General features: G+C 72.2%; 11 protein-coding genes and 2 pseudogenes. 3 read left to right on the top strand and 10 right to left on the bottom strand.

The features are described 5' to 3' along the window. Window positions 1–99: 99 nt before the first annotated feature. Window positions 100–561, bottom strand: a complete 462-nt coding sequence (locus QFZ76_RS38190; RefSeq protein ID WP_307677946.1) for a hypothetical protein — start codon at window positions 559–561, stop codon at window positions 100–102. After that, window positions 558–1,817 carry a molybdopterin-dependent oxidoreductase gene (locus QFZ76_RS38185; RefSeq protein WP_307677945.1) on the bottom strand — a complete coding sequence of 420 codons (1,260 nt, stop codon included), beginning with the start codon at window positions 1,815–1,817 and terminating at the stop codon, window positions 558–560. The genes QFZ76_RS38190 and QFZ76_RS38185 overlap by 4 nt, the downstream gene beginning before the upstream one ends. 113 nt (window positions 1,818–1,930) lie before the next feature. Between QFZ76_RS38185 and QFZ76_RS38180 the strand changes: the two genes are divergently transcribed. Beyond that, complete coding sequence (locus QFZ76_RS38180) at window positions 1,931–3,250, top strand: hypothetical protein (protein WP_307677944.1); 1,320 nt, start codon at window positions 1,931–1,933, stop codon at window positions 3,248–3,250. Window positions 3,251–3,253: 3 nt separating this feature from the next. On the opposite strand, the gene QFZ76_RS38175 is transcribed toward QFZ76_RS38180, so the two are convergent. The 7 genes and pseudogenes from QFZ76_RS38175 to QFZ76_RS38145 all read right to left on the bottom strand — a co-directional run. After that, window positions 3,254–3,448 carry a hypothetical protein gene (locus QFZ76_RS38175; RefSeq protein WP_307677943.1) on the bottom strand — a complete coding sequence of 65 codons (195 nt, stop codon included), beginning with the start codon at window positions 3,446–3,448 and terminating at the stop codon, window positions 3,254–3,256. A 402-nt stretch (window positions 3,449–3,850) separates the two neighbouring features. After that, the gene (locus QFZ76_RS38170) at window positions 3,851–5,410 is read right to left on the bottom strand and encodes an ABC transporter ATP-binding protein (protein ID WP_307677942.1); all 1,560 of its coding nucleotides are present in this window, start codon (window positions 5,408–5,410) and stop codon (window positions 3,851–3,853) included. Beyond that, on the bottom strand, window positions 5,407–6,210 hold the full coding sequence (locus QFZ76_RS38165) for an ABC transporter permease (protein ID WP_307677941.1): 804 nt from the start codon (window positions 6,208–6,210) through the stop codon (window positions 5,407–5,409). Before QFZ76_RS38165 ends, QFZ76_RS38170 begins: the two co-directional genes overlap by 4 nt. After that, window positions 6,207–7,178 (bottom strand): ABC transporter permease, encoded by a 972-nt coding sequence (locus tag QFZ76_RS38160; RefSeq protein ID WP_307677940.1) that lies wholly within the window; start codon window positions 7,176–7,178, stop codon window positions 6,207–6,209. The genes QFZ76_RS38165 and QFZ76_RS38160 overlap by 4 nt, the downstream gene beginning before the upstream one ends. After that, the gene (locus QFZ76_RS38155) at window positions 7,175–8,749 is read right to left on the bottom strand and encodes an ABC transporter substrate-binding protein (RefSeq protein ID WP_307677939.1); all 1,575 of its coding nucleotides are present in this window, start codon (window positions 8,747–8,749) and stop codon (window positions 7,175–7,177) included. Before QFZ76_RS38155 ends, QFZ76_RS38160 begins: the two co-directional genes overlap by 4 nt. 61 nt (window positions 8,750–8,810) lie before the next feature. Beyond that, a complete protein-coding gene (locus QFZ76_RS38150) occupies window positions 8,811–10,103 on the bottom strand; it encodes an MFS transporter (protein WP_307677938.1) in 1,293 nt (430 codons plus the stop codon). Continuing rightward, window positions 10,087–10,218 (bottom strand): annotated as a pseudogene (locus QFZ76_RS38145) (dipeptide epimerase); the annotation flags it as partial. The pseudogene QFZ76_RS38145 and the gene QFZ76_RS38150, both read right to left, overlap by 17 nt. Before the next feature lie 324 nt (window positions 10,219–10,542). On the opposite strand from QFZ76_RS38145, the gene QFZ76_RS38140 reads away from it, so the two are divergent. Beyond that, entirely contained in the window at window positions 10,543–13,593 is a 3,051-nt protein-coding gene (locus tag QFZ76_RS38140; protein WP_307680246.1) for a beta-N-acetylglucosaminidase domain-containing protein, read from the top strand. 4 nt (window positions 13,594–13,597) lie between these two features. Here QFZ76_RS38140 and QFZ76_RS38135 read toward each other — a convergent pair whose 3' ends face one another. Continuing rightward, a complete protein-coding gene (locus QFZ76_RS38135; protein ID WP_307677937.1) occupies window positions 13,598–14,362 on the bottom strand; it encodes an SIS domain-containing protein in 765 nt (254 codons plus the stop codon). 136 nt (window positions 14,363–14,498) lie between these two features. Between QFZ76_RS38135 and QFZ76_RS38130 the strand changes: the two are divergent. Continuing rightward, window positions 14,499–15,390 (top strand): annotated as a pseudogene (locus QFZ76_RS38130) (MurR/RpiR family transcriptional regulator). Window positions 15,391–15,420 lie beyond the last annotated feature (30 nt).

The following is a 15,420-nucleotide window of genomic DNA, read 5'->3' as shown; positions in this document are numbered from 1 at the left end:
CGATGCCCGGGGCGCGGTCGGCAGCCCGTTCCCCTGGGCGCGGCTCGGCACACCCGCCCTGCTGCGGCACGCGGAGCGCGCGGGCTGGTGTGCCGGGGGTCAGTGGGCGGCCGGCGGGCGGTCCTTCGTCGCCCTGCGCAGCCGCAGTACGAGCAGCAGCGCCGAGCCGCCGAACAGCGCGGCCGTCAGCAGCAGCCAGCGGGTCAGGAAGCCGTCGGCGGACAGGCCGGTGGCGGAGGGGTAACGCTCCGCCACCCGCCCGCTGATCAGCGGGAACCAGACGAGCAGGAGCAGCAGGGACAGGACGGCGGGCACGCGGACGTACAGGGGCCACTCCCTCCGGCGGCCCGCCGCCTTCACCAGCGCCCGGTCGAGCACGGCGTACAGCGGCAGCAGTACCAGGTCGTGCAGGAGGGCCGCGCCCACGATCCACAGTGCGACCCCGAACCAGTCCCCCGCGAGCAGCCGTACGCCCGCGTAGGCGGCGAGGGCGAACGAGCAGGCGAGCAGCAGGAGTTGAAGCGGGCTGCCGACAGCGAGCCGGGGGCGGGGGCGCCTCACAGGTCTCCTCCGAACGTCATCCGGGCCACCCACTTGGTGTTGAGCACCCCGGGCGCGGCGGGCACGATGACCCGCGCCGGATGGCCGTGGTCGGGGGTCAGGTCCTCGCCGTTGACGAACAGGGCGAGCAGGGAGCGCGGGTCGGCGACCTGGTTGGCGCGCAGGGCGGCCCGCCGGAAGGCGCCGCGGCGTTGCAGTGACTCCACGAGGACGTCGGGCGGATCGTCGTACCCGACGAGGGCGGCCAGGTCCCGCAGCCGCACACCGCGCCACCACTGATCGGACGTCGACCAGCCCTCCACGCAGGCGATGGGCAACGCCGCGCTGTGCAGGGGGAGTTGGAGCAGGTCGGTCCGGCTGAGCCGCACGGTCCCGGCCCGCCCGGCGATGACCAGCCGCCATGCCTCCTCGCTCGTCTCCGCCGCGTCGATCCCCGCGTACGCGGCCGTCTTGTTGATCTGGAAGCCGCCCGGTCCGGTGCCCGGTTCGGCGCCGCCGTGCGGGGCGAGGAGGGCGGTCCGGCGCAGCGGTCCGTCGACGTTCTGCCCGGCCGTGGTGGCGAAGAGCAGCAGCGAGCCGCCGCCGACCAGCCCGAGGGCGCCGCGCCGGGACACGGTGGGCTCGACGGGATCCGGGGACACCAAGTCGCTCTTCTCTTCCCGCAGTTGACGCAGATTGCGCAGGGCCATCGGCGTCTTCAGCACGGCGTGGACGACGAAGGCGGCGAAGAACACCCAGGCGCCGTAGAAGTGCAGGGGGTAGAAGGAGCCGGGGAAGACGTAGTCCAGCTGGACGTTGAGCACCCCGGTCACGAACTCGAAGAGCCCGCCGCCGACCAGGAGCACCAGCGAGAGCCGCTCCAGGGCGTGCGCGAGGGACCGCGCGGGCGGGAGTGTGAACAGCTTCGGCACGACCGACCACAGCTTGGCCAGCAGGACGGGGATCAGGGTGATCCCGAGGGTGACGTGGACGCCCTGGTTGAGGCGGTACAGCCAGTGCGGGTCGGTCGGCCAGGAGAAGAGGTAGAAGCCGAGGATCCCCTTGTCCGGCGTCTTGTCGTTCACCGGCGACAGGTTCGGGTTGTAGGCGGCGTACGACAGCAGCCCGGTCACGAACAGCACGGTGATCCCGCCGAGCAGCACGACACCGAGCACCGAGGTGAACCAGGGGCCGCGCAGCGGGCTGCGCCAGAACGCTGGTGAGAAGGGAGTGCGCGGCGACGAGGGGAAGCGTGGCGATGAGGAGGTGCGGGCCATGTCCCGACCGTAGGCCCGGGCCACCCCGGGAACCGGCCCGCGAACCATGACGAATCTCTGACGTCCGTGCCTGTCAGCCGTCCGGGCGAGCCCTCGCAACCTAGCGTTTCGGCGTGAACCGCGATCTGAGACGTGACCTGTACGCGGCCCTGGCCGCCGCGCTGCTCGTGGCGACCGCCGTCCTGGTCGGCACCGCCGTCCAGGAGCGGGACGGCACCCTCCGCGTCGGATGGCCGCCCCTGCTGGCGACCTGGGATCCGCACGTCGGCCCCGGCACCCCGGCCGCCCTGGCCGTCGGGATCGCGGTCGTGGCGTACGGCCCCTCCCTGGCCGGCCGGCTGCCCTGGCGCGCGCTGCTCCTGGCCGTCTGGGGCGCCGGCCTGGCCTGGACCTGGTCACTCGCCCTCGTCGACGGCTGGCACCGGGGCGTCGCCGAGCAGCTGACGACCAGGAACGAATACCTCCGGGTCGTCGACCGCTTCCACGACATCCCGGCCGCCCTGGCGGACTTCAACCACCACATCCTGATCGACGCGCCCGACAACTGGCCCGCCCATGTCGCCGGTCATCCCCCGGGAGCCACCCTCACCTTCGTCCTCCTCGACCGGGTTGGGCTCGGCGGCGGGGGCTGGGCGGGCGCCTGGTGCATCACCGTCGGCACGACGGCGGCGGTCGCGGTCCTGGTCGCCGTACGGACCCTCGCGGACGAGTCGCTGGCCCGCCGCGCCGCGCCCTTCCTCGTCCTGGCCCCGGCCGCCGTGTGGGTGGGCACCTCCGCCGACGGATACTTCGCGGCGGTCGCGGCGTGGGCGGTCGCGTTCCTCGCCCTGGCGGTGACGGGACACCGGCCGGGGTGGACCGGACCGGCCTCGGGGCTGCTGTTCGGCCTGACGCTGTACCTGTCGTACGGCCTGACGCTGTTCGCCGTGATCGCCGGCGCCGTCCTCCTCCTGGGCCGACATCGCGTGAGGCCCCTTCTCTTCGCGATGGCCGGTCTCCTGGTCGTCCCGGCGGCGTTCACCCTCGCCGGGTTCGACTGGTGGGAGGCGTACCGGCTGCTGGTCCGCCGCTACTACCAGGGGGCGGGCGGGGTCCGGCCGTACGGCTACTGGGTGTGGGCCAACCTGGCGTGCACTGTGCTGATCGTGGGTCCGGCGACGGTGGCGGGGCTGCGGCGGACCGGTGTCACGCCGACCCGCAGGCCCCGTACCAGCCCCGACGTCCGCCTCGGCGTGCTCGTGCTCGCCGCGCTCCTCGCCCTGCTCGTCGCCGACCTGTCCGGCATGAGCAAGGCGGAGACGGAACGCATCTGGCTGCCGTTCGCGATGTGGCTGCTGCCGGCGTGCGCGTGGCTGACGGGGGCGCGGGGGTGGCTGGCGGCGCAGGCGGTCCTGGCGCTGCTGCTCAACCACCTGCTGCTGACCGGGTGGTGACGGTCAGACGGCGACTCTGTCGATCATGATGAGGTCGGCGTGGTACTTGTCGGCGTTCTCCCAGCTGAGGAACTCCCAGAAGCCCCACTCGTCGCTCGGCCGGCCCTCGACGAACTCCACTCCGAGCTCCTTGAAATAGGCGAGGTCGCAGTAGGAGTCGGGCACGGCGACGTACATGTTCTCCGGGTCGCCGGTCATCGCCAGCACCCTCAGGCCCTTGTTGGCCAGGGCGGCCTCGCGCAGGGTCTCGACAGCCGCGTCGAAGCGGGCCCTGGCGGCGGTGGCCTTCTCGGCGTCCGGGTCACCGCCGAGGGATTCGGCGAGCCGGGCCGTCCGCTCCAGCGGGTCGAGCAGGGTGGTGCGGGCGACGCTGATGCCGACCGTGGGGGCGAGGGCCTCGATCTCTGACGACCAGAAAGACCGCGACCGACGTCGGCTGGTTCAGCACCGGCTGCGGAAGCGAATCGGCCGATGGCACCGGCGACGTCATGGCTCCCCTCCCCTTCGAATCCCCTTCGAAGCGACTCCCCTGTGAGGCCCACTGCGGGCCCCAACACGATGCCCGGCAAAGGAGGAGCCGATACCCGTCCCGGCCAACTCTTATGTTCTGGCCCGGAATCGGCTTCCCGCCTCCAGATGTGCCGTCGCGTTCATGAGGGAGACGGTGAACGCATGCTGAGGCTCCGCCAGAATCCGGCCCGTCGGCCCCTGCTCGACGAGTTCGCCCGCGTCCAGTACCGCGATGCGGTGCGCGAGGCGCGCGGTGTCCAGGTCGTGGGTGACGAGGACGAGGGACAGGTCGTCACCGTCGCCCACCAGACCGGCGAGCAGGTCGAGGAGGGCGCGCCGGGTGACCGTGTCGAGGCCGGAGGTGATCTCGTCGCAGATCAGGACCCTGGGACGAGCCAGCAGGGCGCGGGCGAGGGCGGCGCGCTGGAGTTCACCGCCGGAGAGTTCGCCGGGCAGGCGGTGGGCGAGGTCGTCGGACAGCCCGAGCCGGCCCAGGGTGGCCGACGCCTCCTCGGTGGCCGTACGGTCGTCCGCGCCGCGCAGCCGGACGGCGGTGCGGGCGACCTGGCCGAGGACGGGGCGGTGTTCGTCGAAGGAGGCGCGGGCGTCCTGGAAGACGTACTGCACGGCGGCGAGTTGGGTGCGGCTGCGGTGGCGCAGGCTGCGCGGCAGTGCGACGCCGTCGAGCAGGATCTCGCCGTCGTGGTCGCGGTGCAGGCCCGCCAGACAGCGCGCGAGGGTGGTCTTGCCGCTGCCCGATCTGCCGACGACGGCCAGGCACTCGCCGGGGTGCAGGGCGAGGTGCGGGGCGCGCAGTACGGTGGTGCGGCCGTGTACGGCGGTCAAGTTCAGTACGTTCAGGAGAGGTTGCGCTGCTTCAATCCCCGTCCCGTCCCGCGGGGCCGCCGCCCGCTGCACGTCGAGCAGCCGGCGGGTCCACTCGTGCCGGGGAGCCGTCCACAGCCGCTCCACCGGCCCCGACTCCACGACCCGGCCCGCGCGCATCACGAGCACCTCGTCGGCGAGCGCCCGCACCACGTCCAGGTCGTGGCTGAGCAGCACGACCGCGATGCCGCGCGCCGCGACCGCCGCCAGTTGCCCGACGACACGGCTCTTGGTCAACGCGTCCTGGCCGGTGGTCGGTTCGTCGGCGACGACGATCCGGGCGCCGAGCAGCAGGGCCTGGGCGAGGACGACGCGCTGCTGCTGGCCGCCGGAGAGCTGGTGCGGGTAGCGGCGCAACAGGGCTTCGCCGTCCGCGAGTTGGGCGTCGGAGAGGGAGCGCAGGACCAGCTCGCGGGCCGCCGTGCGGCGTTCGGCGCGGGGCAGGCCACGGACCTGGGGGCGGGCGATGTCGTGGAGCAGGGCGCTGACGCGGCGGGCCGGGTTGAGGACGGCGGCGGGGTGCTGGGGCACGTAGCCGACCAGGCCGTCTGCGGACCGGTGCACCTCTCCGGTGACGCGGGCGCCGGGCGGGTACTCGCCCAGCAGCGCGAGGCCGGTCGTGGTCTTGCCGCTGCCGGAGGCGCCGACCAGGGCGGTCACCTTCCCGGGCCGCACCCGCAGGTTCACTCCGTCGACGATCGCGCGGCCGTCGATCTCGACGCGCAGGTCGCGGATCTCGGCGACCGGGCCGGTCGTGTGGTTCACGGCCGCCGTCCCTTCTGTCGCGGGGTCTTCTCCAGTGCCGCGTCGAAGAGCAGGTTCGTGCCCGTCGTCAGCGCCACGATCAGCAGCGCGGGCACCACCACGGCCCACGGCTGGACGAACAGGCCGGTGCGGTTGCGGTCGACCATGACCGCCCAGTCGGCGGCGTCCGGGGCGACGCCCACCCCGAGGAACGCGGCCGTGGACACCAGGTACAGCACGCCGGTCAGCCGGATTCCGGCGTCGGCGGCGAGGGTGCGCAGGGCGGAGCGGCCGACGTAGCCGACGGCGATGCGCCACCACGTCTCGCCCTGCATGCGCAGCGCCTCCACCGCGGGACGCGCGGCGACCTCGCCCGCCGCCGCCCGCACGATCCGGGCCGCGTCGGGCACGTTCACCAGCGCGACGAGCAGCGCGATCCCGGCCGCGCCCGGCGAGAACACGGACGCCACCAGCAGGATCAGCAGCAGCGACGGTACGGCCAGCAGCACGTCCAGCGGCCGCATCAGCAGCTCCTCCAGCCGCCGTACGTGGGTGAGCGCGCTGACCAGTCCGACGGGCAGCGCGACCAGGTAGGCCAGGGCGGTCGCGGCGAGGGCGGTCAGCACGACCGTACGGCCGCCGTGCAGGACCTGCCGCCAGACGTCCCGGCCGACGAAGTCGGTGCCGAGCCAGTGCTCGCCGCCCAGGGTGAAGGACCCGGAACGGGGGCCGGGGGCGCCGGTGAACAGGGGGCCGAGGAGGGCGAGGACGAGAGGGACCGCCACCACGGCGAGGCCGAGGGTGAAGCGGCGCCGTGTCATGCCGCCACCCCGGCCCGCGGCGTCAGCCGGTGAGCGACCACGTCCGCACCGAGGTTGAGGACCACGGTCAGCACCCCGAACACCACCGCCAGCCCCTGCACCACCGGTACGTCCCGCTCGGCGACGGCGTTGAGGAGGACCGTGCCGAGACCGGGGATCACGAACAGGGCCTCCACGACGATGACACCGCACAGCAGCCAGTCGACGGTGCGGGCGAGCTGCTGGGCGGCCGGGGCGAGCGCGTTGGGCAGGGCGTGGGTGTAGCGGACGCGGGCGCCGGGGACTCCGTAGCGGCGGGCGTGGGCCGCGTACGGGGAGGCGAGGGCGTCGACCATGCCGGCCCGGACCAGGCGGGACAGGGAGCACACCGGGCGGGAGAGGAGGACGAGCACGGGCAGGACCAGTGCGGCCGGGTGGCCGAGGAGGTCGGTGCCGTAGCCCACGGCGGTCGGCGGCAGCCAGGCCAGTTTCAGCGCGAAGACGGTCACCAGCAGGACGCCGAGGGCGAACTCGGGAACCGCGTACACGGCGAGCGTGACGCCGCTGACCAGCCGGTCCACGAGCCGTCCCTCGTGCCGGGCCGCGAGCACGCCGAGGCCGAAGCCGAGCGGGACGAGCAGCGCGAGGGTGAGCGCGGCCAGCAGCAGGCTGGGGCCGAAGCCGTCGGTGATGTACTGGGCCACCGGGCGGCCGGAGGCCAGGGAGGTGCCGAAGTCGCCGTGCAGCAGGCCCGCCGCCCAGTCGGCCAGCCGCTCGTACGCCGGCCGGTCCAGGTCCATCGCCTCGCGGATCGCGGCGATGCGCGCGGGGTCGGGCTGGTCGCCCGCGAGGGCCACCGCGGCGTCGCCCGGCAGCGCCTCGGTGAGCGCGAAGACCAGCAGCACCACGGCCACGGTCTGCGCGGCGCCGAGCAGCAGCCGCCGGGCGACGAACGAGCGCAGGCCGCTCGCCCTCGGGCTCTTGCTCACGCCAGCCAGACCTTGTCGAAACGGGCCCAGTCGAGCGTGTTGGCAGGCGCCTTCGCCTCAACTCCCCTCACGGTGCGGGCGGTTCCGAGGATCCAGTCGGCGAAGCCCCAGATGAGGAAGCCGCCCTCGGTGTACAGGCGCCGCTGCATCCGCTCGTAGACAGCGGCCCGCTCGGTCTTGTCGCGTGTGGACTGCGCCTGCTGGTACAGCGCGTCGAAGTCCTTGTGTTGCCACTTGGTGGCGTTGGTGGTGGAGTCGGTGAGCAGCCGCTGGGAGATGTGGGCCTCGATGGGCATGGCGCCGGAGCGGTAGCAGCACAGGGTGCCGGAGTCGAGGATGTCGGCCCAGTACGAGTCCTTGCTGCCCATCTTCACGTCGACGGTGACGCCGGCCTTGGCGGCCTGGTCGCGGAAGATGCTGGCCGCCTCGGTGAATCCGGCGGCGACGGCGGAGGTGTCGAGGGTGACCTTGAGGTTCTCCGCGCCGGCCTGCCTGAGCAGGGCGCGGGCCTTGTCGAGGTCCTGTTCGCGCTGCGGGAGGCTGTCGGCGTAGTACTCGTAGCCCTTGCCGAACAGGTCGTTGCCGACGACGCCCGCGCCGGACAGGGCACCGTCGACGAGTTCCTTCCGGTCGGCGATCAGGAAGAACGCCTCGCGCACCCGCTTGTCGTCGAAGGGGGCGCGGTCGGTCTTCATGCAGAACGCCTGCATGGCGCTGTTGCGCAGGCGGACGATCTCGATCTGGCCCTTGCCCTCGTGGGCGCGGGCGGTGGTGGGGTTGAGTTCGTGGGCGTACTCGACCTGGCCGCCGAGGAGGGCGTTGACGCGGGCGGACTCCTCGTTGGCGACGACGAACTCGAGCTCGTCGAGGTGCGGGGCGCCCTCCCAGTAGTCGTCGTTGCGGCGGAAGACGGCCGAGCGGCCGGGCGCGAAGGAGACGAAGCGGAAAGGCCCGGAGCCGACGGGCTTCGTGTCGAGGTCGGACGTCTCCCCCGCGTTCTCGGGGACGATGTACGCGCCGAACGCGGCCAGGATGTTGGGGAACTCGGCGGTCGGCCGCTTCAGCACGAACTCGATGCCGTTGTCGCCGGTTGCGCGGCTCGCGTCGAGGTCGATGGGCTCCAGGGACGCCTTGGCGCGGAACGTCTGCTCCGGGTCGGCGATCCGGCGGTAGCTGTAGAGGACGTCCTTCGCGGTGACCAGTTTCCCGTCGTGGAAGGCCGCCTTGCGCAGGGTGACCTGCCAGCGGTCGAGGGTCTTGTTGGACTCCCAGGAGGCGGCGAGCCGGGGCTGGGCGGACAGGTCGGGGCCGTAGTCGGCGAGCTTGTCGTAGAGGGCCTTGGCACGGGCCACGTCCGCGAACAGGTTGGCCAGGTGCGGATCGAGCGTCTCGCTGGCCCCGCCCCCGGCGAAGGCGGCACGCAGCCGTCCGCCCCGCTTGGGCGTACTACTGCCCTCCTCCGCCGCGTCGTCCGTGCCGCCGCCGCAGCCGACGAGGGCGAGGGCCGCGGCTCCGGTGGTGGCGGCGAGGAAGCCGCGGCGGCGCAGGCCGGGGAAGCGTTCGTCGTACATGAGTGTCCTTTGGAGTGTGTGGTGTCTGGCGTGTGTCAGTGCGTGGTGTTCGTACGGCGCGCTACGAGATGCAGTCGGTCGCCGCGCCGAAGGTTGCCTCTCCGCCTCCGGCCGGAGCCGTCGCAACCGTCGGTGCCGGGCTGCCCGGCAGCGCACCGCCCCGGTGCAGCCACGCCACTGCGCCGGCCGAGGTCAGGCCGAAGAGCGTGCAGCACAGCCACGGCAGCCACTCCGCGTCGCCGCGCTCGCCCACGTCCATGGCCCAGCCGACGGCCGCGTTGCCGAGGGCGGCGGCGATGCCCGAGACGACGTAGAAGATGCCGAAGTACGTGCCCGTGAGTTCGGGGCGGCCGAAGCCGGGGATCAGTTCCATCACGAAGGGCGAGGCGATCATGATGCCGAGGTAGAGCAGCAGGGCGCCGAGGAGGACCGGGGCGGCGTCGAGCCATCCGTCGAGGGCCGAGCCCGCCGTGATCGCCGGGGGCAGGAATCCCAGCCCCATCACCGCGAGCCCGATCGCGATCCAACGCGGCTTGTTCCCGCGGGACTTGAGTGACCTGGTGATGCGCAGCTGGAGCGCGAGGTTGGCGAGGGTGCCGACGAGGAAGACGAGGCCGGCCGCGCCGGCCCAGCCGGTGGCCTGGCGGGCGCCCTCGGGGAGGAGCAGGTACAGCTGGTTCTCCAGGGTGAACATGCCGACCATGGCCAGGGCGAAGGCCAGGAAGGCGCGGTTGCCGAGGACTTCCCGCCAGTCGGAGAGGACCCCGCCCTTGCTCGGTGCCACCTTCCGTGCGGGCAGGACGAGGGCCTGCGCCACCGTGAGGACGGCGAAGATGCCGGCGGCGGTCAGCGCGGACGTGCGGAAGTCGACGAGGAGCAGCGCGCTGCCGAGGAGCGGGCCGATCAGCGCGCCGGTCGTGGCGAACACGTTGAACAGGGCGAACGCCTCCGCCTTGCGCTCCCCCGCCTCCTGCGAGAGGTACGCGCGCACCGCCGGGTTGAACAGCGCCCCGGCGAGCCCGCTGAGCACGGACGCGGCGAGCAGCACCGCCAGCCCGTCGCCGAGCGCGAACAGCGCGAAGCCGACGGTGCGCAGGGCGCACCCGGCGATGATGACGCCCCGCGCGCCGAGCCGGTCGGCCGCGGAGCCGCCGATGATGAACAGGCCCTGCTGGCTGAGGTTGCGCACCCCGAGGACGACCCCGACGACGGCCGCGGACATGCCCAGGTTGTCGGTGAGGTGGGTGGCCAGGTACGGGATGAGGAGGTAGAAGCCGGTGTTGACGCCGAGCTGGTTGACCAGGAGCAGTCGGACGGCGAGCGGGAAGCCGCGCATCTCACGCCACGTCTTCATGCGCGACCCTCACCTCGTCGACTCCCAGTCCAGGAAGGTCCCTTGTCCGTACGATCCCGTCGGCGCCGCCGATCCCCGACCACGGGTCGTGAGCCGGCAGCAGGTGCCCGTCCACCAGCAGATGAGCCACAACTCCCCTTTGTGTGCCATGAGTCCAGACGTCAGAGCAGCCCGGCAGGCCCCTCGGCGGGAGGGGGCCGGGCTCTGCGCACCGACAAGCTATCGATAATCGTTTTCATTTACTAGTCCGTCGCCGCCTCCTCCTCCGCCGACGCACGCCGCACCCGACACCCGCCCCGCGCACCCGGGGTGGTCCCGCCCCATTGAATGCTCAATTCAACATCTCTAACATCACTCGGTGGATGCATTCACCCACGGCCTCCGAGGAGAACCCGTGCTTCCCCCCACTCGCCTCAGACGTACGGCCGCCGCCCTGCTGATGGCCGTCGGACTAGCCGCCCCGACCAGCCAGGCGTCAGCTGCAGCGCCCCGCCCACCCGCACCGCAGGTCTGGCCCACCCCCCAGAGCATGCGCACCGGTCCTCACCAACTCACCGTCCCCGACCGGGTCGTCGAGGTCGTCGGCCCCGGCACCGACCCGTCCGCCCGCCGGGTCGTCGAGGGCGTCCTGCGTGCCGCCGGAGCGAGCCGCATCACGACCGTCGACGCCGGCGACAAGCCTCCCGCGGCCGGTCTCACCGTCTACCTCGGCGGCCCCGACGAGAACAGCGCCACCGGCAAGGCGCTCGAGCAACTGGGCGCCGCGCCACCGGACGGTCTCGCCTCCGGCGGTTACGTCCTCGCATCCGGCCGCCGACACGGCCGGTCGCTCCTCGCCCTCTCCGGCGTCGACACCACCGGCACCTTCTACGCCGCCCAGACCCTGCGCCAACTGGTCACCAAGAAAAGCGCGTTGCCCGAGGTCACGATCCGCGACTGGCCGACCGCCGCACTGCGCGGAGTCATCGAGGGCTTCTACGGCACCCCGTGGACGCACGCCGAGCGGCTCTCCCAACTCGACTTCTACGGGCGTACGAAGCAGAACGTGTACGTCTACTCCCCCAAGGACGACGACTACCTGCGGGCCCGCTGGCGCGACGCCTACCCCGCGGCCGAACTGGCCCGGCTCAAGGAACTGGTCGACCGGGCCGGCGCCAATCACGTGCGCTTCACCTACGCGCTCTCCCCGGGACTGTCGGTCTGCTACTCCTCCGACGCCGACATCAAGGCCCTCACCGCCAAGTTCGACACGCTGTACGCGATCGGCGTCCGCTCCTTCGCGATCCCGCTGGACGACATCAGCTACACGAAGTGGAACTGCGCCGAGGACGAGAAGGAGTTCGGGAGCGGGGGCGGTGCGGCCGGTGCCGCGCAGGCGCATCTGCTCAACCGGGTCTGGCAGGACTTCTCCGCCGAACACCCCGACGACCTGCACCCCCTGGAGATGGTCCCCACCGAGTACTCCGACCTCGTCGACTCCCCGTACAAGAAGGCGCTGCGGGAGCAGTTGGACCCCTCCGTGGTCGTGGAGTGGACCGGCGTCGGCGTGATCGCGCCGGCCATCACCGCCGAGCAGGTCGCACAGGCCCGTGCGGTGTACGGCCATCCGATCCTGGTCTGGGACAACTACCCCGTGAACGACTACGTCACCAGCCGTCTGCTGCTCGGCCCCTACACCGGCCGCGAACCCGGCGTGGCAAGCGCCGCCACCGGCGTGACCGCCAACCCGATGGTCCAGGGCGAGGCGAGCCGCATCGCCCTGTTCACGTCCGCCGCCTATCTGTGGAACCCGGACGCCTACGACCCACGAGCCGCCTTCCTCGCCTCCGTTCGGGACCTGGCCGGACCCGGCGCCGCCAAGTGGCTGCGCATCTTCGCCGAGAACAACTACTCCTCCCAGCTCGACCCCACCGAATCCCCCACCCTCACCCGCCTCATCGCCGACTTCCGGACCGCGTACGAGCAGGACAGCGGCCTCGACCGGGCCGCCGCCGCGCTCCGGGCCTACTTCGCCGACATGGCGGCCACCCCCGCCGAACTGCGCGCCCGCCTCGACAACCCCGGGTTCCTCGACGAGACCTCCGCCTGGCTGGACAAGCTCGGCCGCTACGGCACCGCCGGGCAGACGGCCGTGGCCCTGCTGCTCGCCAACAAGCAGGGCGACGCGGACGCGGTCACCACGTACTGGAACCGGCTCCGGGCCGAGCGCAAGGAGCTGGACGCCATACCCGAGCAGGTCTCGCCGGGTGTCATGGACCAGTTCCTCTACAAGTCGATGCTGGACAACGCACCGGATCCCGGTGTCGACGCCTCCTTCTCCCCCACCTCCCTCACCCTGAAGCCAGGTGCCTCCCGGACGGTGACCCTCGCCCTGTCCGACGAGCGGTCCACGGCGGCCAGGACCGTCACGTGGAGGCTCGACGTGCCCGACGGCGTCACCGCCTCTCCGGCCGAGGGCACCGCGACCGTCCCGGCCGCGGGCAGCGCCTCGGCGACCGTCACGCTGACCGCCGGCACGTCGGGCGTGCACTCCCTCGTGGTGTCGGGCGACGGCATCCTCGACAGTGCCCTACCGGTCCAAGTGACGGAGGAGACCGGTTCGTTGAAGGCCCTGACCGCCAACTTCAGTGGTGCGTCGGTCAGTTCCATAGACGTCTCCACCGGTAGGAGCACCGACATCGCCGTCGGCAACAACCCCGGCGAGGTGGTCGTGAGCGCCGACGGACGGACCGCCTACGCCGCCAACCAGGGCTCGAACACGGTCAGTGTCATCGACGTGGCCACGGACACCGTCACCGCCACGGTCGCCGTCGGCCGCGTCCCCGCAGGACTCGCGCTCACGCCCGACGGCGGCACGCTCTGGGTCGCCAACTACACGGACGGCACCGTCCAGCCCATCGACACCACCACGCTGACACCGGGCACCCCCGTCCCGGTCGGCTCCGGACCCGAGAACATGGCGATCACACCCGACGGCCGGACCCTGTACGTGGCCGACATCCACGACAACACCGTCACCCCCGTCGACCTCACCACCGGAAAGGCAGAAACCCCCGTACCCGTGGGCCCCCGCCCCTTCAACGTCGTCGCGGCGCCCGACGGGAAGACCGTCTACGTCTCCAACTCCGGCGGCTCGACCGTCACCCCGATCGACACCGCCACCAACGAGACCGAGGCGACGTTCCTGGTCTCCGGCCAGGCCTACGGTCTCGCCCTGTCCCCGGACGGCCGGACCCTCTGGGTGAGTCCCAGCAACGGGGACTCCGTCACCCCGGTCGACACGGTCACCGGCGCGCCCGGCACGAGCGTCCAGGTCGGCAGGTCGGCCTTCGACGTGGCCCTGGACTGGAGCGGCGGGACGGCGTACGTCACCACGGCCGACGGGAACTCCCTGGTGCCGGTCGACACGGCGAAGGGCACCACCGGGGCGCCTCTGACGACCGGCGCGTATCCGCTAGCCGTCGCGCTGACGCCGCTGCCCGTGGAGTAGGCCGTCAGCTCGCGGTGCGCCGGATCCGTCCGGCGTACCGCTTCTCCAGCTCCAGGTTGCCCTCGAAGCCGCCGGGCACGTTGGCCGAGACGTACACCGGCGGCTGCTCCCCGGCCGCCAGCAGAACAGCCGACGCCTCCGCGACCGCCATCTGCACCAGCATCACGCCGGTGAGCGTGGACAGCGCGCACACCGCGCCGCCGCCGGGGAGTTCGAGGAGGGCGTCGCCGCGTGGGGCCGCGTTGTCGAGGACGACATCGGCGAGGTCGACGAGCTTCTTACCGCTCGGGTGGCCGGCGGGGACGGCGCGGGTGTGGCTGAGGGAGGTGATGGCCAGGATGCGGTGGCCCCGCTCCTTGGCGTGGAGGGCCATCTCGACGATGACGTTGTTGACGCCCGAGTTGGAGATGATGACGAAGAGGTCCTCGGGGTGCGGGGCGGCGAGGTCGTAGAGGCGCGCGGCGACGCCTTCCTGGCGTTCCAGGAGCGGGTCGTCGAGGACGCTCGGGTCGTCGCCGCCGTAGAGCACGAGGTCGGCGATGCTCAGGCGGTTGGTGGGCACCAGACCCCCCGCGCGGCCGGCGACCTCGAGGACCATCGCCTGGGAGTGGCCGGTGCCGAAGGCCTGGATGACGCCGTCGGAGCGGACGCACCGCGCTATCAGGTCGGCGGCACGGACCACATCCTCGCGGGCGGACTCGGTGATGTGCTGGAGGACGGCCAGGCTCTGCCGAGCGAAACCCTGGGCACTGACTGACTCGACGGACACGCGACACTCCCCATGTACTGATGGCTCGCACTGATGGCTTGAACCACCCTATGACTCCCCAGCGATGAATCAATAAATCACAGGAGGGTCCTGGTATTCAATCGGCCCCTTGAACGGTGGCTGATACATTCTTCGCATGCCCCCGACGGACGTCACCACTCTCATCCGTACCGAGCTGCCGCGGCTGGCCGGCTCCCTGCGGAAGGTCGGCGAGCTGATCCTGGAGGATCCGGCCGCCGTCACGCACTGCTCGGCCGCCGAGCTGGGCCGCCGCACCGGAACCTCCCAGGCGACGGTGACCCGGTTCTGCCGGGCCATCGGCCTGGATTCGTACCAGCACCTGCTGATCGAGCTGGCCCAGGAACGCGGCCGCGGCGAGGTCTCCGACTGGGGCAGCGCCGAGATCGGCCCGGAGATCTCCCCCGAGGACGACCTCGAACGGGTCGTGCAGGTCGTCGGCACCGCGGACCTGCGGGCCATCCAGCAGACCATCGACCGGATCGACCTGGACGCGATCGAGCGCGCGGCCCAGGCCCTGGCCCGCGCCCGGCGCATCGACGTGTACGGAGTCGGCGGCAGCGGCGCGGTGGCGCCAGGAGACGGAGACGCGGCTGTTCCGCATCGGCTGCTCGGTCCGCGGCTGGACCGAGGTGCACGGGGCAGCCACCTCGGCGGCCCTGCTGACCCCGGCGGACGTGGCCATCGGGATCTCCCACTCCGGGGCGACCCGGGAGACCCTCGAACCGTTCGAGATGGCCAAGGAGCGCGGCGCCACCACGGTCGCCATCACCACGGACCCGCGCTCGGCGCTCGCCAAGGCCGCCGACATCCGGCTCATCTCGTCCTCCTCGGAGACCATCTTCCCGGGCCGCACGGGCAGCATCGGCGGCCGGCACTCGGTGCTCGTCCTCATCGACTGCCTCTACGTCCGGGTCGCCCAGCTCACCTACCAGCGCGCGAGCGCCTCGCTGGCGCTGACCGACCACATCACCCCGCAGCATGCGGTGAAGAACCGCCGCACACGCTGAGCCCGAATCCGAAGTCGTATGGATGAGCCA

This window comes from Streptomyces sp. V4I2 (genome assembly GCF_030817655.1).
GTDB classification, from domain to species: Bacteria; Actinomycetota; Actinomycetes; order Streptomycetales; family Streptomycetaceae; genus Streptomyces; species Streptomyces plumbiresistens.
Note: the sequence above shows the minus strand (reverse complement) of the source record. Positions and strands in the feature narration are given on the sequence as shown.